Consider the following 20370-nt stretch of genomic DNA (forward strand, 5'->3'; position numbering starts at 1 on the left):
GGCTTAGTTTCCCGGACCTCTTTTCAATTCTTCCAATCGGGCTTTCTGAGCTTGCCATTCATCGCGAAGCCGTGCAGCTTCCATGAAGTTCAGCTCTTTTGCCGCTTTTTCCATCTGCTTTTGCGTTTGGGCAATTAACTTTTCAAGTTTATCCGTACTCAAAAATTTAATTACCGGATCAGCAGCCATAGCAGCCTCACCCGGCATGGGTTCGGCGTAAGCCTTAGCATTCTTTTTGGAATCAGCCACTTTAGTTTGGCCCATAATTTTATCCCGAGATTTGATGACGGTGGTAGGAGTTATTCCGTGTTTCTCGTTATAGGCGATTTGCAAAGCTCGCCGACGCTTGGTTTCGTCAATGGCCATCTGCATGGAATCTGTAATTTTATCCGCATACATGATCACGCGACCTTCCGAGTTTCGAGCAGCCCGACCAATAGTCTGGACCAAGCTTCGTTCATTTCTCAAAAAGCCCTCCTTGTCTGCATCAAGTATGGCCACCAAAGAAACCTCTGGTAGATCCAACCCCTCTCTCAATAAATTTACCCCCACTAGCACATCAAATACACCCAATCGCAATTCCCGGAGAATTTCAACCCGATCCAGGGTTTTAACCTCCGAGTGAATGTATCGGGATTTTACTCCAGCCCGTTCCAAATATTTTTGGAGTTCTTCTGCCATTCGTTTGGTCAAGGTAGTCACCAATACCCGGGCATCAGTCTGAATGGTCTGATCGATTTCTTCCAAAAGATCATCAATTTGATTTTGACTGGGTCTTACCTCAATGGTTGGATCCAAAAGCCCGGTTGGACGAATAATCTGCTCTACTACTACGCCCTCGGTCAAGCCCAATTCATAATCTGCCGGAGTAGCTGAAACATAAATTACCTGATTGGTCAAGTCCTCAAATTCATCAAATTTCAGCGGTCGATTGTCCAAAGCCGAGGGTAATCGAAATCCAAAATCTACTAAATTAACTTTTCGGGATCGATCCCCTCCCCACATGGCCCGAACCTGAGGCACAGTTACATGGCTTTCGTCAATGACCATCAAAAAATCATCGGGAAAATAATCCAACAAACAGAAAGGGCGCATACCGGGCTGCCTTCGGTCAAAATAGCGGGAATAATTTTCTACGCCCGAACAATAGCCTAATTCCCGGATCATTTCCAAATCAAATTCGGTTCGCTCCTGAAGGCGTTTAGCTTCCATAAATTTCCCTTCTTTCTCAAAAAAATTGACCTGAGCTACCATATCATCTTGTATTTCTTTGATGGCAGTGCTAATGGTATCTCTTCCAGTCACAAAGAGGTTGGCAGGAAAAATTGAAATGATTTTTTCGTCATTCAATTTCTTTCCTGTAGCAGGATCTATCCGCTGTATCGCTTCAATTTCATCTCCCCAAAAGAAAATCCGATATCCCCAATCCGCATAAGCCACAAAGATATCCACCGTATCACCCTTGACCCGAAAGGTCCCATGAGTCAAGACCTGATGCGTTCGCGCATACAAAATATCCACAAGCTTAAAAAGCAATTGATTTCGGGGAATACGATCCCCCTCCTGTAAACGAATTACATTTTTTGCGAATTCTTCCGGATTTCCGATACCATAAATACAAGAAACCGATGCCACCACAATCACATCCCTGCGACCGGTTAGCAAGGCTGAAGTGGCACTTAACCGCAGTTTTTCAATTTCCTCATTGATGGAAAGATCTTTTTCAATATAGGTCCCCGAACTTGGAATAAAGGCCTCTGGCTGATAATAGTCGTAATAGGAAATAAAATACTCGACTGCATTTTCGGGAAAAAACTGCTTGAACTCTCCATACAGCTGTGCGGCAAGCGTTTTATTGTGACTCAAAACCAGGGTGGGCTTTTGCACCTGTTGGATAACATTAGCCACTGTAAAGGTTTTTCCCGAACCGGTCACCCCTAGTAAAACCTGTGACTTTTCGCCATTACCTACGCCGGTAGTGAGTTCGCGGATCGCCTGCGGTTGGTCTCCGGTAGGTTGATAATCTGATGTCAGTTTGAATTCCATAATATATGCTCCGACTATCCCAACATCAAAAGGGGTAGCAATAGTTTTAAAATTGAAAATCAGGCTCGGGCCAGCGTTTTGTACTTTTCGATATTATAGTACAAATAATTGGTTCGCAGAATAATGACCAGCATCAACGGGATCAAACTGGGATGGAAGGATTGCCAGCCCAGTATCCAGAAAACCACAGCCGCATCCGCCATGATCAAGGCAAACAAGAGATAGGGACGTACCCAACTTTTCAACTTTTTAGTAGCTAAGCCATACGCTAAAAACAAATGCCCTGGGAAAGCCCAAAGGCTATTCCAGTTCCACTTGGTCGCACTATGCTCAGTGGCAAACCAAAGCAACATGACAATGATCCCGAGAATTCCCAAAAAGGCAAACAAGCCGATATCAAAGCCAACCCATAAACGCTTTTGTTTAAACCCTATCCAAGTAATCCCTGTAAAAGCGATCGCCACCAACCAAAAAATCCAGTAAGGATTGATCGCTGGAAGTCCTTCCTCTGGCTTGGGAAATTCAAGAATTACTTGGGTCTCTTTAACCAAAGGTCTGGAAGGCCCATCTCCCTCTATGACTGCCCGGGCAAAAGCGGCCTCCATGTAGTCGGGCAAAAATTGTTCTTCTTCCGGATTGGCATCCCGATCGATGACCGCTCCCAGAGCCAAATCAATCCCCAAATCCGCCCAGGGAATCCGCAGCACATACTCATCAATCAATTCTCTAAAGGTCCGCTCCCGGTTATTCACCTCCTGATCATTCCAGACAAGCTGATCACCCAAGACCAAGTCCAAGGCATCCCGGATTCGAGTGGCGCAATTATCGAAGAAAAAATCGTAGCGATAATACCTCCTTTCCGGTAAGTAATTAACCTGGAGAAACTCCACCATTTGTTGCTGCTGGTCCACAGACAGGTTGAGTACCTGCTCCCGAATACCTCTTTGCTCGGCATGATAAGTAGCCACAAAATCTGCATAGGAAGACACCGAAAGCATATAATCGAGCTTTCCTCCAGCAAATTTTCCATAAAAATTGGGGGTATTAAAATTGAATGTACCGTAGTTAAAAACATAATCGGTCCCTTTTGCAGAGTCTAAGACCCGAATCGCACTGTGCCCAAAAGCCATATACAAATCCTCCCCCGGATCGCAGGTTAAAAGGCTGATTCGGTAAGTTTGGGCTTTAGCCGAGACCAAACTGGTGAATATCCCCAAAATAAGAATTAACGAAATTTTAAATTTCAATCCCATCTTCCTAAATAATTACTCCTTTTTAAACGAAATCACGGTAGTTCTAAGTGGCAAAATAGTCATCCGTTTGGCACTTTTTAGAAGCCGAATATACAGGATATTGTCGGCAAAAAGATTAAAATCTATGCTTTCTGGCCTCGGTCTACCTTTTGAAACAGGCTACTTCGTGAACTACCCATTTGCTAAAGACAACTAGGCTTCGGGTTTCATCGCGTGTACGTTAGTGCTAACGTCTGATTTCCTCTCCACCTTCGTATTGGACAGTCTCTGCCCAAAATTTCGAAACCTTCTTTGAGCATATTTTTACTCGAATTTACATCTCTGTGGTGTATTGCTCCACAAGAGTTACCAGTCCATCCTCTATCTGAAAGTTTTAATTCTTCATTTATCCAACCACAGTCTCCACAAGTTTTTGATGAAGGGTAGAAACGATTGACTTGTACCAGTTCTTTCCCATACCCATCACAGTTCTATTGAAGAAAGGTAACCAAGTTTCCCCAACTTGCATCTGCAATAGGTTTGGATAGTTTGTGATTATTAATCATCCCTTTCATGTTCAAGTCTTCGCATACAATTTTGAGAACTCCTATTCCTTATGTATGAGCTCTTTTCAAAGAAGATGGTTGTCCAGGTTTCTTCGATTTGCAGCTAAGGACTTCCGATTATCCCTTTATTTATTCGAAACTCAAGCTACAGATGGATGATCTCTATCAGATGCCCTCTTCTGGAGAAAATTGGAGGCTCCTTGTTTGGTGAGGGGAGAGTGAGGGTTCAACGGAACTCCATTTGCTGTTTTCAATAATCTTCACTCAACGGTTCAAGTGGAAGTTTATTTTTTGGGACTAGAGCAAAAAACCCTCTTCACGTATAAATTCTAAACCTGTACGACAGACAAAATTTTCAAGAAAAATGGTGATCTGATCAAATTCTCCCAAGACAAGGCATACCCCAGCTTTTCTCCTTGATTCACCCATCCATTAAAAGCTCAGGTAATCCGATGAATTTACCACTAATCACCAAGATGGATAAAATTATCACAGGCGGCCGAGTCAATCCTCCAAATTTTTTATCTTAGCCCATAAACCCAATCTCAGCCTATGACCCTTTTCCTTGTATTGATCAGTATTGCTTTACTGGTCATTTTGATCGTTTGGGCCAAACTCAATCCCTTTTTGGCCTTCTTGATTTCCTCCATTACCGCAGGCTTTTTGCTGGGACTCCCCCCAGATCAGATTGCAGGTTCGGTTCAAAAGGGTATGGGAGACCTACTCGGAGACTTGGTAATTGTGATTGTCATGGGTGCCATGCTAGGAAAGTTGGTGGCTGAAAGTGGCGGCGCACAACGGATCGCAGCTTTCCTGATGAAAATTTTTGGAGAGAAACGGATTACCTGGGCGATGGCTTTGACAGGGCTTATTGTGGGCATTCCCTTATTTTACAATGTGGGCTTTGTTTTGCTGGTTCCCTTGGCCTTCACGGTTGCCTACCAGTACCGAATATCTGCTGTTTACGTCGGTATTCCCCTCTTGGCAGCCCTTTCGGTGACGCATGGTTTTTTACCTCCACACCCTTCTCCTGCCGCCTTGGTTTCTCAGTTCGGTGCCAATATGGGATTAACGCTATTTTATGGGTTCTTGGTAACAATTCCGACCGTGATTATTGCAGGACCGCTCTATGCTAAATTTCTAAAAAACGTAAAAGCCAATCCTCTGAAAACTTTTCAAGCCGAAATCAAGCCTGAGGAAGAATTACCCGGAATTGGCAACAGTCTTTTCACTGCCCTTTTGCCCGTTTTCTTATTGGTAGGAACCACCGCATTGAACTTACAGGCAGGAGAAGATATGACCTTTGGTCCCCTGGTGAAATTTATTTCCAATCCTGGCGTAGTGATGATCGTGTCGGTACTCTATGCCACCTTCTCGCTCGGTTTATTACGCGGGTTTAAAATGAAAGAACTCATGGATCGCTACACGGATGCGACCAAAGATATTGCCATGATTCTTCTGATCGTAGCCGGAGCTGGAGCATTAAAGCAAATTTTCACCGATACAGGAGTAAGTCTGACCATTGCAGAGGGGCTAAAAACATGGGATGTTCATCCGCTCGTTTTGGCTTGGACCATTACAGCCATCATCCGAGTCTGTGTAGGATCGGCCACGGTGGCAGGATTGACCACAGCAGGTATCATCGCTCCTCTAGTCACGACCATGAATGTAGATCCCAATCTTTTGGTTTTGTCCATTGGGGCGGGAAGTTTGATGTTTTCACATTTCAACGATGCCGGATTTTGGATGTATAAGGAATTTTTCAATGTGAGCATTAAAGACACGATCAAAACCTGGTCGGTTATGGAAACATTGGTCGCCGTAGTCGGCTTGATTGGCGTGTTGATTTTAGATATCTTTATTTAAACCGATTTTCTTATGGAATCTGCAGAAAGCAATTTTGAAAAACTAGGGTTAACCTTGCCCCCTGCTCCCAAGCCTTTGGGAGTTTATAAACCTTGTCTAATTGATGGGAAGTATCTTTACCTCTCTGGCCATGGGACGGTCAAAGACGATGGAAGTTTAATTATCGGACGAATCGGAGAAGATTTGGATGCAGATGCCGGAAAACTAGCCGCTCGGCAAGTTGGACTGGCCATGCTGTCCACCATAAAGAAAAATCTGGGTTCGCTCAATCGCGTGAAACGAGTCATCAAAGTCTTAGGTATGGTTAATTGCAGTGCGGATTTTGAGCGACATCCCTTCATCATCAACGGGTGCAGTGAACTTTTCGCTGAAGTCTGGGGAGAAGAACATGGAATAGGCGTCCGGTCTGCAGTCGGTATGGGGTCCCTTCCTGACAATATCCCAGTAGAGGTGGAAGCCATGTTTGAGCTTCATGAGTAAACCTCAGGGTGAAACCAAGGCTTTATAGGATTCAAAAATATTGATCACATCCTCCACGTAGCGTACGGCTAAATGGCCTTTGGCAAACCCACTTCTGACTACAGGATCCCGATAATATTCGGGATTGGTTTTTTGCTCCAAAAAATAGGCAACTTCTTCCCAGCTTTGGGTATTACTACCGTATTTGAGGGCAAGCCTCCATGCGTCTTCCACATGTCCGTGTCCGATATTATAAGAGGAAAGTATAAATTTAATTCGCTCGTTGGTTTCAGGAACGCGTTCCATCCAAAACTTATCCAAGTAACGCAGATACCGAACTCCTCCCATCAGGGATTGATCAGGATCATTGGGATTGGTTACCCCAAAACGCTCCAAGGTTACCGGCATCAATTGCAAAAGCCCTTGAGCACCCGCATAGGAAGTAGCTGTGGTATCAAATCGGGACTCCTTATATACCAAGGAAGCCAAGAGTCTCCAGTCCCAACCCAATTCCTGTGCACCTTGCTGAATAAGCTCATCATAAACCGAAATTCGATTTCCTGCCAAGGAAGAAAATGGACTGGTGGATCGGAAATAACTGTTTTTTGAATTCAAGAAATACTTGGCATAAAGTATGGGAATCAGCTTATTTTTTTCCTGATTCAGCCATGTATTGACCCTTTCCAACAGCTTTGGGGAATTATCCCGAAGCGCCCAAGAAACATCTTCCGATTCGGTAACCTTCCAGGAGATATTTAACCCGTCATAATAGGTCGCATTGGCCTGAGCAATATTTTGGTCGGCGATGGTCCATTTGATCTGGCCATCCACGACCTGATCGATGAGTGTTTCCTCATGCAAAGGGGATTCAATTACAGTAAAATTAACCTGCACAGAATCTTTGATTTTACATAGCTGGGACTTATAAATGGCTCCCTTACGGACATAAACCGTATCCGACTCGAGATCTTGCCAAGATTGTATTTTTGGGCTTTGGAGTGAGCCGACTAACACTGTACTAATATCCCCCAGAGGTCGAGAGAAGGTGGCCATTTTATCCCGTTCAGGACTATATTCCAAATTCATGGCGATCAAATCGACCGTACCATTATTTAAAAAATCAAAAGCTTTGTCGATATCGGAAACCAATACCAAATTCAGTTGAACCCCCAGTTCTTTGCTCAGATCCTGCAACAGCTCATATTCATAGCCCATTCTTCGGCCACGATAGATGTAGTATCCTGTAGAATTATTATCTACAGCAGCCCGCAAAACTCCCCGTCTCTTGATTCCAGGCAAATCCAATATGTAGGGATCTTCTTTTCTGACTTTATTGAGTTGATTCTCCAGAAAGGTGCATTGCACCCCGAATAAAATCAATATCAAGGTGGAAAATAAAATTATCACTGACTTTCGCATGCACTTGGACTAAGTCCGATGGTTCGAAAGCCTTGATAGTCAAATGGTATGCCAAAGAAAGAATGATAGGGCTTAAAAAATGTAAATAAAAAAGGGCCCTCGAAAGAACCCTTTATCCTTATTGATTGGCAGGAAGGTTTAACTCCTCAAATGAACTGTCAAAATATAATTTGCCCGAAAGCCGCATCAATTCAATTTCTTGTTCCTTGATGTTGTAAATGGAAGTAATCAGTCTGTTCTCAGCAGTAAGAAGATTCACCTGAGCATCCCTGAATTCGAGATAAGATGCGATTCCCAATCGAAACCGCTCCAACGCAATTTCACTGCTCTCTTTGGCTACCGCGTAGTTATCTTTTTCGATTTCCAGGAGTTTTTGATTATTTTGATAGGTGTTAAAAGCACGATGAATATCCGATTTGAGCTGAATTTCAAATTGATCCACTGCATAACCCTGGATCCGTTGTTGCACCCGGGCATTTTGAATTCGCCGATTTAGCGTAAACCCGGAAAACAAATTAATTGAAATGTTTCCTCCATAATTCAAACCCTGACGCTGATTTTGGATCAGAAATCCCGCATCGGAGTTGGAGGTATTCTCCACATAATTCGCATTTAAACTCAAACCCGGCAAGCGCTGAGCCTGGAGTTCTTTCAGTTGAAGAAAAGCTACATTTTCCTGACGTTGGGTTACCAGCCATTGCTTATTTTCCAGAAAGGCATTTTCTTCCAAATCCAATAAGCGAAGGTCCTGGGCGACTGTAATCGTATCGTTAATTTCAAAATTTGCCGATGGCTCCAGAGCCATGAGTTCATTCAAATTGATCCGAGCGGCCTGAATGACCTGTTCCTGATTTTGAAGTTGACTTAAGTCGGTGTTGTAATCCACCTGTGCGGTTAAAAAATCCCTTTTCCCTGCACCACCAAGTTCGTATTGTGCTTCTGCAATATCCAATCGGGACTGGCTCAACTCCAGCGTTCGCTCCAACACTCTATACCGCTGAAGTTCAAGAACCAAGCGGTAATATGCCGTAGAAATAGCCGCTACGGTATTTTCCACAGTTACTTTTGCTTCCAGCTGAGAAATCTCAGTCAGCTGACCCAATCGCCTCAAAACGACTACTGCTTCCGGACGGAAGCCATAAATGGCAGCCACGGTAAAGTTTTCCGAACGGGATTTCGCATTGTCAATTTGCCGGGGCTCTGGATCATTTACAAATCGCTGGGTTACATCCTCACGAGAAAAATTCCGTGTATAGGTTGCATCCAAAATCGGCAAAACCGCACCAAGACCCACTTCTTTTTCTCCCTGGCGTAGTTTAACATTTTCAACTGCGATTTTTACATCAAAATTGTTTTCCAAACCAACCTGTATGGCCCTTTCCAAATTCAGTGACTCCGAATCTTGGGCAAACAAATGGATACTCCAGGAGCTCAAAAAGAGCAAAATAGCTATTTTCTTCATTATGTTCTGGCTAATCTACCTTCTTTAGAAGTGAGATAAGTGTAAATGGCAGGGATAATAAATAGGGTCAAAACTGTGGCAAAGGTCAATCCACCGATTACTGCTGCCCCCATGGGTACTCGGCTTTCTGCCCCAGCACCTAATCCAAGGGCAATGGGTAAGATACCCAAGATCGTGGAAAGGGAAGTCATCAAAATGGGCCGGAAACGAGCCACCGCTGCCCCAAAGATGGCCTCATCAATGGACATGCCCTGAGCTTTTCGCTGATTGGCAAATTCGACAATCAAAATCCCGTTTTTGGTCACCAGTCCGATTAGCATAATGATCCCAATCTGAGAGAAAATGTTCAGGGTAAAGTCAAAGGCCCAGAGGGTAACCAAAGAACCGAAAAGGGCTAAGGGAACCGTAAACATAATGGTCAAAGGATCCAAGAAACTCTCAAACTGAGCAGAAAGCACCAAGTAAATCAAGACCAAGGCAAAGATGAAGGCGAAAATCAAACTGTTGGAAGATTCTCTAAATTCTTTGGAAGGTCCTGATACATCTGTTGTGAATGACTCATCGAGTACTTCGGCAGCTATCCGGTCCATTTCTTCCAAACCATCTCCAATGGTATACCCATCGGCAAGATTGGCTGAAACGGTCGCCGAGACAAAGCGATTGAATCGATAAAGTTGCGGCGGCGTAGATTTTTCAACCACGGTAACCAAATTATCCAGCTGGACCAGTTGACCATTTTCCGCCCGCACGTAAAGCATTCTCAGGTTGATCGGTTCGTTTCGGTCTTCGATTTGCATTTCACCTACAACTTGGTATTGCTTTCCATTCATGATAAAGTAAGCAAATCGCTGTCCGGAATAGGAAAGCTGCAGGGTTCGAGCAATTTCCTGAACCGAAACCCCAATATTTCTAGCCTTTTCTCGATCAATTTCGATCTCCAATTCCGGCTTGGTAAACTTCAAGTTGATATCCGCAAAAATAAATTTATCACTCGAATTGACTGCTTCCATAAATACAGGAATTTTCTCTTTGAGTTTTTCCAAAGTCGGTGCTTGCAACACATATTGCACCGGAAGTCCACCCCTTCTATCCCCAATGGATTGGGCTTGGGAAGCAAAAGCTCGTACAGCGGTGTAGTCTTTGAGTTTTTCGTTAACCAAAGAAAAAATCTCCTGCTGGGAGCGAGAACGTTGATCGGCATCGGTTAAGATGAGGCGGTTAAATCCAGAGTTGGTACTCGCGGTGCCAAAACCCGGGGAGGTCACTGATATCTGTCCTTCCAGCTCTTCTTTAGGAAGCGTTTCCTGGAAATCGTTCACCATTCTATCAATTACCCGATCCATATAGCCAAAAGTCGCCCCTTCTGGACCCGATAGATTTATTCGAATTTCTCCTCGATCTTCTACCGGAGCGAGTTCAGTTGGAATCTGATTGAAGAGGAAATAAATTCCAAATCCCATTAAAATCACCAAACCAAAAGCGGTCCATCTGATTTTCATAAATTGACTTAGGATTCCTTCATATTTATCATTCAACCAGACAAATACAGGTTCGGACTTCTCATAAAACCAATTTTGCTTTTCTCTTCGCTTCAAGAATTTGGCGCTGAGCATGGGCGTCATCGTCAAAGCCACAAACGAGGAAATAATCACTGAGCCTGCCACTACAATTCCGAATTCCCGGAATAATCGCCCTGTGGTCCCGGTCAAAAATATAACCGGCAGAAATACTGCCGCCAAAGCAACCGTAGTAGCAATTACGGCAAAAAAGATCTCCTCGGCACCCTTTTGGGCAGCTTCGAGAGGTTTTTCCCCTTTTTCTATCCGGGCATAAATATTCTCCAACACTACGATGGCATCATCCACCACCAAACCGATGGAGAGCACGATTCCAAGCAAAGTCAGGACATTGATCGAAAAGTCCATCAAGTACATGATGAAAAAGACTCCGATCAAAGAAATGGGAATGGTCAAAACTGGAATAAAGGTCGTTCGCCAGTCTCTTAAGAACAAAAATATAATTGCCACCACCAAGACGAATGCGGTAATGATCGTTTCCTGAACTTCGGCAATCGAACTTCTGATGTACTTGGTGGAATCAAATCCAATCTCCATTCCCACATCGGCAGGAAGGTCCTTCTTGATGAATTCAATTCTGCGATAAAATTCATCGACAATTTCAATACTATTTGAACCAGGAAGAGGAACCAAGACCACCCCTACCATGGGTACTCCGTCCCGCTTGAGTACGGTTCGCTCGTTTAAAGCTGCAAGCTCGGCCCTACCGATGTCCTGAAATTTGACAATGTTGTTTTGATCTTCTTTGATGATCAAATCATTAAATTCCTGAGGAGTACTCAATCGGCTTTTGGTCCGGACAGAAAGTTCGATCGTTTCCCCTTCAATCCTTCCGGAGGGTAATTCCACATTTTCAGATTGTACTTTGGACAGGACATCTAAAGGGGTTACGCCATAGGAAGCCATTCTTAGAGGGTCCATTCGAAGACGAATGGCATATTCTTTTTCTCCCCAAATCTGCACTCTACTTACTCCAGGAATAGTTTGAAGTCTTTCTTTGAAGATATTCTGAGCGAGATCAGAAAGGTCCAAAAGACTACGTTCATCGCTTTTGACGTTGAGGAAAACAATAGGCTGGGAATCCGCATCTGCTTTGGATACCACCGGAGGTTCTGCATCGGGAGGCAGGTTTCGCTGAGCTCCAGAGACTTTGTCTCGAACGTCGTTGGCGGCAGTTTCCAGATCTGCTCCAACATCAAACTCTACCGTGATACTACTTGAGCCATCATTACTAGTTGAGGTCAAGGATTTAATCCCTTGAATTCCATTAATCGCCTCCTCAAGTGGTTCGGTGATTTGGGCTTCGATAACGTCGGCATTGGCACCCACATAGGTGGTCCGAACATTGATTACCGGAGGATCTACACTGGGAAATTCCCGAACTCCTAAAAGGGAAATACCGATCGCGCCAAACAAGACGATGACCAGGGACATCACAATGGCCAATACCGGCCGATTAATACTTAAACTTGATAAACTCGCCATCTTAATTGATTTGCGTGTATGAAACGGCCATTCCCGGCCTAGCTTGTAAAACCCCTGTGGTCAATACCAAATCTCCCTCATTCAATCCATCTAAGATTTGAACTTGGGTATCTGTACGTGTGCCGATTTCTACTTTTCGTTCCTGCACTTTATCACCCTCTCCTACAATGTATACTTTATACCCTTCCAACTCTGGAATAATGGACTCAGAGGGAACTAGCAAAGCATCCTCTGTTTCTTCCAAGACAAATCGAATCCTCACAAACATTCCCGGAAGAAATTTGCCCTCTTTATTTGGACTGAGGGCCCGTAATTTCAGAGTTCGCGTTGCAGCATCGATCTGCGGTTCAAATGCGTAAACCTCTCCCTCCACTTCTTCTGGTGTAGCGTCATTGGAGAAGTAGATTTTTGACCCTACCTCAGCTACAGTAGCATACCGCTCCGGGATAGAAAATTCGATTTTTATCGGGTCCAAATTCACGATACTTGCGATAATATCCGTTGGCGCGATGACGCTCCCCTCGGAAACTTGCCGCAGACCCAACACGCCATTAAATGGTGCTCTGATAACCCGCTTGGACAGTTGGGCTTCCACGAGTTTGATGTCTGCTAGGGTAGTATTAAATTCATTGAGTACGATGTCGTATTCTTCCTGGCTGATCGCCTCACGTTCCAACAATTGTTTTTGACGATTTTCCTGAGATTCAAAAAGCTTTTGGGTGTATTCCAAGCGTTGGAATTGCGCCTGAAGCTCATCATCATCCAAGTATAAAATTGGAGTTCCCTTAGTCACATATTGGCCTTCTTTGAAAGCGATTCTACGGATCAATCCAGATACCTCTGTACGAATATTTACCGATTCATTTGGAAGGATTGTTCCGGTCACTGAAAGCTGATTTCGCAAGGTCTCTTTTTGGAGCTTGACCACATTTACAGGTAAATCTTCCGTTGCTCCTTGTCCTTGACTACTTTTTGCTTCGCTTGAAGTTTCATTGGATTTTCTTGTATCCAGTCTTGGGTAAAAGAAAGCGCCGGCTACCAAAAGCGCAATGATGACCAACAGAATGATTTTAGTTTGTTTTTTCATAAAGAAAAGTGCTGAGACTTAGGATTGACTATGGATAAAAGCCACAGAAAGTTGGTTGAACTCCTCCGGCTTTTCAACATTGACTACGTGACCACAGCGATCGAGGATTTCCAGGATGGCGTGTCTATGATTTTTCACTATATTTTTTACCGGTTCCAAAAACATCACATCTTGATCCCCCATAACATAGAGAGTGGGGATTCCCAGATCTGATTCTTTGAAGTACCGCAGAAGCGGATTAATATCTTTGGTTAGCTTAAACCAGCGGATAAATTCCTTTTGGCAAAGCTTTTTCGCCTCTCGTACAAAAACATTTCTAGACTCTGCATGCTGCTTTCTGGGCATGATGACAAAGGCAAACAGCCGGTAGAGCCACATATAGGGAATAACTTTTTTAAAGGCATTCCCAAGAAATACCAAAACCCGTGACTTGATCGTAAGCCGAGTTACCGCTCCAGCCATCACAAGGGATTTGACACGTTGGGGTTCAAGTTCTGCCAATTGTCGAGCCAAAATAGTCCCTAAGGAAACTCCCATAAAATGAGCCGGAGGCATTTGGAGATGATCCAGTACCTCTATAATGTCTTGCGTGACGGATTTGAAGGTGTACTCTTTTTTATAAATGGCCTGCGACAAATCCGCAGACTTACCATGCCCTCTCAAATCAATCAACAGGAGGTTGAAATGCTGCATGAAATCCTTCAACTGTTTGAACCAAACAGCTGAACTTCCACCAGCACCGTGAATAAAGACCACCCACTCATTGCTTTGCGGATGTTTCAATTCTTTGTAATACAACATGCAGGCTTAACTCCAAGATCGATTTAAAGGTTCTAGGGTACAAACATAAAAAGGGAAAGCCTAAGATTATCCTAGAAAAGATACTGGAGGCAAATGGAATCGATCAATGGAAAATTAACGGGATTGTTAATGTATCTTTTTGACAAAATAGATGGATGCTACCCCTTAAAAAAAACTGCCCCGGAAATCCGAGGCAGCTTTAAAGTTAATTTGCTGATAATCCTAATGGATTAATCAAAGATGTATCGGATACCGATTTGACCTCTCCATCTGGAAAGGAAGTCAGATACGAAGTAAGGATTTCCCTCATTTAAACCTCTTCCGGTATATTCATAAACAGGAGTACGAGTAGATCCATTTACTTGTACTTCATCCAAGTCAATAAGTTGGAAAGCGTTATTGCTGATTCCATATTGTCTTCCCCACTCTGGGCTAATCAAGTTTCCAAGATTGAACATATCGAAGGTTAATTGCAATCTGTGCTGAACATCATCATCAGTTGTATTCAACAAAAACTCATGCATAAATCTTAAATCTAATTGGTTGGTCCAAGGAAGTCTAGCACCGTTTCTTTCCGCATAGTTTCCACGATTTTTGCTCAAGTAATCATCATTTTCGATATATTCATTCAACGCATTCCACTGAGCTTCTTGCTCGGCTGGAGTACCAACAAATTCAATTTCGTTTCTTGAAGCAGGAATGTAGAATAAGTCGTTTCCGAAGGTTCTATCATTATTCAAATCACCATTGACAACATAAGAGAATGGAATGCCAGACTGGCCATTGTAGAATCCAGAAAGGGTGGTAGATGATCCGTTTTCATAGTTGAATGTGTAACCGAAGCTAGCGATCAATCGAGATCTCACGTCAAAGTCAGCAAATCCAAGTTCCGTGTTATTCGCTCCGTTTACGTTTTCCACAAATCTCCAGTTAGAGAAAGCCTGGCTGGAAGTTCCGCCGTTTACATCCTTTGATTGACCGTAAGTATAAGCCACAGAGACATTGAGTCCACTTGCGAAATCCTTTCTTAACTGAGCAGTCAAGTTGTAAGAACTACCTTTGTTAGTATTGGTCAATAAAATGACGTCATTGTAATTCTCATTAGCAAAATTTCTATTGAAATACACACGATCGTCAGCACCTGATAGGTTTCCGTCCTCTAGTTTGTTTAAGTTACGGTAGTCAATATTGTTGAGGTTTTTGGTATAGATTGCCTCAAACGTACCGATTACTCCACCTGGTAAAACTTTATCAATTGCCGCATTAGCTCTGAACACTTGAGGGAAGTTGAAATCAGGGTCAGTTACGTTGATTTCCGAAATACCCAAAGGCTTGTTTACATCAGCAGCATCCGGCTGACCTAATGGATCTGGAGTAAACATAAATCCATCAGGAAAGTCACCAGTTGACTCAGGATTGCTTCTAAATAAGGATACTCGACCAAACTCATTACCTGTGTTTGTATATTGGTTAGAAATCCAAACAAAAGGAACTCGACCAGTAAACACACCTACTCCACCTCTAATTTGCATGGTCTGATCACCTTTGGCATCCCAGTTGAATCCAACTCTTGGAGAAATCAATGGTCTTGCACCAGGAACTCGGTCAGTAGCTACACCAAATTCAGCAAAGTCATTGTTGAATGCAGTATTTGCGGTGGGCTGATCATTGAAAGAAGGAATATCCAATCTCAAACCACCAGTGATTTTCAAGTTTTGATTAGCTTGATATTCATCCTGAACATAGAATCCCAGCTGGAAAGCATTGAATTCAGCACCTTGCTGTGGGTTTGAAGTTCTAGAATACGAGTAATCATAACTTCTTGGAAGCACCTCTGCATCCGTTCCAACAGTTTCGAAATCCTCTAAGCTGTAGTAAGAGTACGAGCCGTAGTTCTGACGGATAAATAGGTTGTAAGTAGAGTAAAACTCATTATGCGTACCAAAAGTATAGGTGTGCTTACCTTTGAAGATGGTCAAGTTATTTGTGATTGTCAACACATCTTGATCCAATTGATTGGCTACAGAGAAAGGCTCCGATCCCAAATTGATGGATCGACCACCAGAAAGTCTCACATTGATTGAAGGGAATGGACTTCCCAAAGGATCTCGATCATCTCTTACAGAAGTATATCCAATTCGAAGTTCATTGGATATATTGTTGGTTAGCCTTGAAGTCCACTCCAAAACGCTGGAGTTTGTTTCTGAAGGGAAAAATACTCCGTTATTAAAGAAATTTACGCTGTTTGGACTTCTAGAAATACTGATTTGCTCAGCATTTACATACGAATGACGAAGCGTTACTTTGTTTTTATCGTTCACATTCCAATCCAATCTTGCAAAAATCTTTTCTGAACTTAAGCTTCTGCTGAATGCCCCAAAATCTCCAGGATCATATCCAAGACGATTTGCTACGCTTTCTACTCGCTCCAATTCATCTACCGTGATATTTGATCCACCTGCAGGGCTAGTTGGGTCAAATAATACAGGCTGAGAGTTTCGGGTTACCTCACCATTGGCAAAGAAGAAAAGTTTGTTTTTGATGATTGGACCACCCAATCTGAAACCTGTCTGATAATCCAAGTAGTTGTCCAACTTGGTTCGAGATTCATTTGGACTTTTACCCACTAGGTCCTGATCATTTCTAAAGTAAAAAACAGATCCTTCAAAGCTGTTTGTACCTGAGCGAGTAACCGCATTGATACCACCTCCAGTAAAACCTCCAAGTCGGACATCATAAGGGGCAAGTACTACTTGTACTTCTTCAATTGCGTCCAGTGAAATAGGGTTTACACCGGTTTGACCACCGTTTGTTCCACTGGAAGCAAGACCAAACACATCATTGTTAACTGTTCCATCGATCGCAAATTGATTGTATCGGTTATTTTGTCCTGCAAAGGAAATCCCGCTACCAGCAGTAGATGCCTGAGGAGTCAATCGCGTAAAGTCATTCAAACTTCTGGAAATAGAAGGAAGGTTGGAAAGTTCTTTATTTCCAATATTGGTGGCTGCGCCTGTACGATCGGCATTAAAGGTTGCATTCTCAGCAGCGGTAACAACTATTTCTTCTAATGTTGCATCAGAATCTTTCATCGCGAAATTAACCGTAGCCGTGTTACCTAAACTCAACACAAGCCCTTCGGAAGTTTGAGATTCATATCCAATAAATGAAGCCACTACTGTGTATGGCCCTCCGATTCTCATACCCGGGATAGAATATCTTCCATCCAAGTTTGTTACCGCGCCATAGCGGGTACCTGACGGCGTATGCGTCGCAACCACGTTTGCTCCCGGAAGGGCAGCACCAGTTTCATCCACTACCGTCCCATTCATACTGGACGTAGTTACACCCTGTGACATGGCCCAACCGGTGCTAAACACCACGAGCATCATTGTCAACAAGTTTCTGAGTAAATTTTGCCTCATAATTTTTGTTTTTGTAAAGTTGGTTTTGAAATAAATTCGCTGGCAAAGGTAAGCCACAACAAAGGTTTTTTGGGGTACTCTACGTTAATTTTCAAGCTGCTAATTTCACAATTTTTAACAGAAACTTAACATTAATCACCCAATAAAATTTCATTCCCTAGCAAAAATCATCTTTCTGGAATAGTTTTAATTTGGTTAAATTTCAGTTTTCATAGATTTAATTTCAAAATCATTGAAAAATAGAATTGTGAAAAACGTCGAAAAACAAAATAGTTTTTCGCCATATTAGAATTCCATCGTCATTACCGAAATAATTATCCATCCAACCAAATAATCTACGTTTTGAAGAAAAAAAATATCCTCTGGCTTTATTTGTTTTTGATGGCGACTATCTTAGACATGACTTTTTTGATTGAAGGATTGAACTCCTATCGATTTTTCTCTAAACCACTGATTTTAATGAGTTTGATTGGGTATTTTTTTCAGATCACTCGACCGATTTCTTGGACACTACTATCTAAGTCTGTCATGGGGGCTTTGATTTTCTCCTTGATTGGAGATATCCTTTTACTTTGGGATTGGCTTTTCATTTATGGGCTCGGAGCCTTTTTCCTTGCACATATTTGCTACATTATTGCCTTTAAAGTTTCCCAAAAAAATCCGGGAAGAATCCTGAATGTTAATTTTGTCGAATTGTTCTTTTACAATCTCCCGATCTATATCGCTGCTGCCTTTGTTTTCTATTTAATCAACCCCACTTTGGGCACACTAAAATTTCCTGTCATTGCCTACATTATTGTGATCGTGAGTATGGTCACCACTGCACGGGAGCGTTTCAAAAGGTGCAATATGGAGTCCTTTTGGCAAGTGTTTCTCGGAGCCTTCCTGTTTTTTATTTCCGATGGGATTCTTGCAATCAGTAAATTCTATCAGGATTTTCCAGAATCAGGAGTCTTGATCATGGGAACCTACGCAACTGCGCAGCTTTTGATCGTGATGGGAATCCGATCTCATTTAATCCGCCCCTATTAAAAAAGAGGCCGAAGCCTCTTGATTAATTTAGTTTTTCAACTGCACCCGAATGAAAAGTTCTTCCAACTGTTCATTGGCGATGCTACTGGGAGAATCGATCATCACATCTCTTCCGGAATTGTTCTTTGGAAAAGCAATATAATCACGAATCGAATCCGAGCCGCCAAAAATGGCACAAAGACGATCAAAACCAAAGGCTATTCCTCCATGTGGCGGAGCACCATATTCAAAAGCCTCCATCAAAAATCCGAATTGCTTTTGAGCCTCTTCCTCGGAAAATCCTAAGTGTTTAAACATCAGCTGCTGGGTAGGCCGATCGTGAATTCGAATAGAGCCTCCCCCGATTTCAACCCCATTGATGACCAAATCGTACGCATTTGCTCTTACAGCACCGGGATTGGTTTCCAGCAAGGGAATATCTTCTCGCTTAGGAGAAGTAAAGGGATGGTGCATGGCATGGAAGCGCTCAGTTTCCTCATCCCATTCCAACAACGGGAAATCTACTACCCAAAGTGGCTTAAACACATTTTTATCTCGCAGCCCCAGCTCCTCGCCCATCTTTAGCCGGAGTTCGGAAAGCTGCTTCCGCACTTTGTTTTCCTCTCCACTTAATACCAAAATTAAATCCCCAGGCACTGCCTGAAATGCTTCTGCCCATCGGCTGAGATCTTCGGAAGTATAAAATTTATCCACGGTGGATTTCAAACTGCCGTCGGAATTGTATTTGACATACACAAGTCCTTTGGCACCGATTTGAGGTCGCTTTACCCACTCGGTTAACCCATCTAATTGCTTTCGGGTATACTCAGCGGCCCCTTTGGCACAGATGCCCACAACCAACTCCGCCGAATCAAAAATTCCAAAACCTTTCCCTTTAGCCAACTCATTGAGCTCGACAAATTTCATGTCAAACCGAAGGTCTGGCTTATCATTGCCATAAAACTTCATCGCATCGGCATAGGTCATTCGCTTAACCTCTTCCAATTCCACCCCTTTGACAGTTTTGAAAAGGTGCTTAGTCAGTCCCTCAAAAGTGGACAAAATATCCTCCTGATCCACAAAGGACATTTCACAATCTATCTGCGTAAATTCCGGTTGACGGTCCGCTCGTAGATCTTCATCTCTAAAGCATTTAACGATCTGAAAATACCGGTCAAAACCCGACACCATCAGCAACTGCTTAAAGGTCTGAGGGGACTGAGGAAGGGCATAAAATTCTCCTGGGTTAATTCGGCTGGGAACCACAAAATCCCGCGCTCCTTCGGGAGTTGATTTAATCAAAACAGGTGTTTCCACTTCAATAAATTGCTCAGCATCCATGTACCGGCGCGTCTCCTGCATCATGCGATGACGGAGTTGGAGTTTTTGTCGGACCACATTCCTCCTCAAGTCCAAGTAACGGTACTTCATTCGCAGATCATCCCCGCCGTCTGTTTCATCTTCAATAATAAAAGGTGGAACTTTGGCTGCATTCAATACCTCTAGGGATTCCGCCTTAATTTCGATATGTCCGGTTGGAATTTTATCATTTTTTGAGGTTCGTTCGATGACTTTCCCAGAGGCCTGCACCACAAATTCACGGCCTAACTGTGAGGCCTTTTCCAAAAGCTTCTGATCGGTTGATCCTTCTTCAAAAATCAATTGAGTTACGCCATACCGGTCCCGCAGATCGACCCAAATCAGGCCTCCTTTATTTCGGACTCGCTGAACCCAGCCAGCTAAAGTTACGTGTTGATTGATATGATCTAGGCGCAATTCGCCACAAGTATGCGTTCTCAGCATGATTTAATTTGATTTTTGGGAGTTCAAAGATAAATAAATGGGAGGGAGTTCTCCATGAATCTTTGAAAGATTCATCGAAAATGTCCAGAATCAATGCAAGATTTTGGATTTATTGGCGTTTATTTTAGTAA

12 protein-coding genes and 1 pseudogene are annotated in these 20370 nt (G+C 43.1%); 3 read left to right on the forward strand and 10 right to left on the reverse strand.

The features are described 5' to 3' along the window. Positions 1-3 precede the first annotated feature (3 nt). The 3 genes and pseudogenes from uvrB to Q0L00_RS19745 form a co-directional block, all read right to left on the reverse strand. Positions 4-2046: an excinuclease ABC subunit UvrB gene (uvrB, locus tag Q0L00_RS16950; RefSeq protein ID WP_297338080.1), complete on the reverse strand. Its 2043-nt coding sequence runs from the start codon at positions 2044-2046 to the stop codon at positions 4-6. Positions 2047-2105: 59 nt separating this feature from the next. Beyond that, on the reverse strand, positions 2106-3299 hold the full coding sequence (locus Q0L00_RS16955; RefSeq protein WP_297338081.1) for a DUF4105 domain-containing protein: 1194 nt from the start codon (positions 3297-3299) through the stop codon (positions 2106-2108). Between the two features lie 206 nt (positions 3300-3505). Next, positions 3506-3754 (reverse strand): annotated as a pseudogene (locus tag Q0L00_RS19745) (transposase); the annotation flags it as partial. A 642-nt stretch (positions 3755-4396) separates the two neighbouring features. On the opposite strand from Q0L00_RS19745, the gene Q0L00_RS16960 reads away from it, so the two are divergent. Further along, complete coding sequence (locus Q0L00_RS16960) at positions 4397-5710, forward strand: gluconate:H+ symporter (RefSeq protein WP_297338082.1); 1314 nt, start codon at positions 4397-4399, stop codon at positions 5708-5710. 12 nt (positions 5711-5722) lie between these two features. Beyond that, positions 5723-6190 (forward strand): RidA family protein, encoded by a 468-nt coding sequence (locus tag Q0L00_RS16965; RefSeq protein WP_297338083.1) that lies wholly within the window; start codon positions 5723-5725, stop codon positions 6188-6190. A gap of 3 nt (positions 6191-6193) precedes the next feature. Here the strand turns inward: Q0L00_RS16965 and Q0L00_RS16970 are convergent, their stop codons facing one another. The 6 genes from Q0L00_RS16970 to Q0L00_RS16995 form a co-directional block, all read right to left on the reverse strand. Then, positions 6194-7588 carry a transporter substrate-binding domain-containing protein gene (locus Q0L00_RS16970; RefSeq protein WP_297338084.1) on the reverse strand — a complete coding sequence of 465 codons (1395 nt, stop codon included), beginning with the start codon at positions 7586-7588 and terminating at the stop codon, positions 6194-6196. Between the two features lie 118 nt (positions 7589-7706). Then, positions 7707-9050, reverse strand: a complete 1344-nt coding sequence (locus Q0L00_RS16975; RefSeq protein ID WP_297338085.1) for a TolC family protein — start codon at positions 9048-9050, stop codon at positions 7707-7709. After that, positions 9050-12112, reverse strand: coding sequence for an efflux RND transporter permease subunit (locus tag Q0L00_RS16980; RefSeq protein ID WP_297338086.1), 3063 nt, complete (start codon positions 12110-12112; stop codon positions 9050-9052). Before Q0L00_RS16980 ends, Q0L00_RS16975 begins: the two co-directional genes overlap by 1 nt. 1 nt (position 12113) lies before the next feature. Then, positions 12114-13199, reverse strand: a complete 1086-nt coding sequence (locus Q0L00_RS16985) for an efflux RND transporter periplasmic adaptor subunit (RefSeq protein WP_297338087.1) — start codon at positions 13197-13199, stop codon at positions 12114-12116. Positions 13200-13217: 18 nt separating this feature from the next. Continuing rightward, positions 13218-14000: an alpha/beta hydrolase gene (locus Q0L00_RS16990; RefSeq protein WP_297338088.1), complete on the reverse strand. Its 783-nt coding sequence runs from the start codon at positions 13998-14000 to the stop codon at positions 13218-13220. Between the two features lie 230 nt (positions 14001-14230). Continuing rightward, on the reverse strand, positions 14231-17425 hold the full coding sequence (locus tag Q0L00_RS16995; RefSeq protein WP_297338089.1) for a TonB-dependent receptor: 3195 nt from the start codon (positions 17423-17425) through the stop codon (positions 14231-14233). A 342-nt stretch (positions 17426-17767) separates the two neighbouring features. Between Q0L00_RS16995 and Q0L00_RS17000 the strand changes: the two genes are divergently transcribed. After that, positions 17768-18457, forward strand: a complete 690-nt coding sequence (locus Q0L00_RS17000; RefSeq protein WP_297338090.1) for a lysoplasmalogenase — start codon at positions 17768-17770, stop codon at positions 18455-18457. A gap of 27 nt (positions 18458-18484) precedes the next feature. Here Q0L00_RS17000 and aspS read toward each other — a convergent pair whose 3' ends face one another. After that, the gene (aspS, locus tag Q0L00_RS17005; protein ID WP_297338091.1) at positions 18485-20239 is read right to left on the reverse strand and encodes an aspartate--tRNA ligase; all 1755 of its coding nucleotides are present in this window, start codon (positions 20237-20239) and stop codon (positions 18485-18487) included. Between the last annotated feature and the right edge of the window lie 131 nt (positions 20240-20370).

The sequence above is a fragment of the Algoriphagus sp. genome (assembly GCF_024305035.1).
Taxonomy (GTDB): Bacteria; Bacteroidota; Bacteroidia; order Cytophagales; family Cyclobacteriaceae; genus Algoriphagus.